Genomic DNA, 1021 nt, shown 5'->3' on the forward strand with positions numbered 1-1021 from the left:
TCACCGCGCCGGGCCAGTCCCAGTAAGCGCGTGGAAACGGGGCGGCATGCGCCGCCCCCAGTCAACCTGTCGTACAGAAAGCCATGAAGATTGCGATTGCCGGTGCGTCGGGCCGTATGGGCCGGATGCTGATCGAAGCCGTTCTCAACGATTCCGACACACAGCTCGTCGGCGCGCTCGACCGCGCCGGCTCGCCGTACCTCGGCCAGGACGCAGGCGCGTTCCTCGGCAAGGAAACCGGCGTCAAGCTGACCGACGATCTCGACGCGGTGTTCGCTCAGGCCGACTACCTGATCGATTTCACGCGTCCGGAAGGCACGATCGCGCACGTCGAGGCCGCGCTGCGCCACGACGTGAAGCTCGTGATCGGCACGACCGGCTTCACCGAAGAGCAGAAGGCCATGCTGCGCGCGGCCGCGGAGAAAATCGGCATCGTGTTCTCGGCGAACATGAGCGTCGGCGTGAACGTCACGCTGAAGCTGCTCGAATTTGCCGCGAAGCATTTCTCGCACGGCTACGACATCGAGATCATCGAAGCCCATCACCGCCATAAGGTCGATGCGCCGTCGGGCACCGCGCTGATGATGGGTGAAGCCGTCGCCGGCGCGCTCGGTCGATCGCTCGACGACTGCGCGGTGTATGGCCGCCACGGCGTGACGGGCGAACGCGATCCGTCGACGATCGGCTTCTCCGCGATCCGCGGCGGCGACATCGTCGGCGACCACACCGTGCTGTTCGCCGGGATCGGCGAGCGGATCGAGATCACGCACAAGTCGTCGAGCCGCGTGTCGTACGCGCAGGGCGCGTTGCGCGCGGTGCGCTTCCTGTCCGCGCACGGCGCCGGCCTGTTCGAGATGCAGGACGTGCTCGGCCTGCGCTGACGCGCGCCGGAAACTCCGATGGCGATTCCCACCGGCGTCGTCCACTACCTCGAAAGCGGCGACGCCGTCACGCACGCGGTCGCCTATGTGCTGCTGGCGATGTCCGTCGCCAGCTGGTGTTTCCTCGTCGTGAAGGCCTG

Annotated in this window: 1 protein-coding gene and 1 pseudogene; both read left to right on the forward strand. The window is 66.9% G+C overall.

What is annotated here, in order from left to right:
- Positions 1 to 83: 83 nt before the first annotated feature.
- Positions 84 to 881 (forward strand): 4-hydroxy-tetrahydrodipicolinate reductase, encoded by a 798-nt coding sequence (gene dapB, locus G3N94_RS41410; RefSeq protein ID WP_205799918.1) that lies wholly within the window; start codon positions 84 to 86, stop codon positions 879 to 881.
- Between the two features lie 18 nt (positions 882 to 899).
- A pseudogene (locus G3N94_RS41415) lies at positions 900 to 1021 on the forward strand (MotA/TolQ/ExbB proton channel family protein); the annotation flags it as partial.

It is taken from the genome of Burkholderia sp. Ac-20353, assembly GCF_017104785.1.
Taxonomy (GTDB): Bacteria; Pseudomonadota; Gammaproteobacteria; order Burkholderiales; family Burkholderiaceae; genus Burkholderia.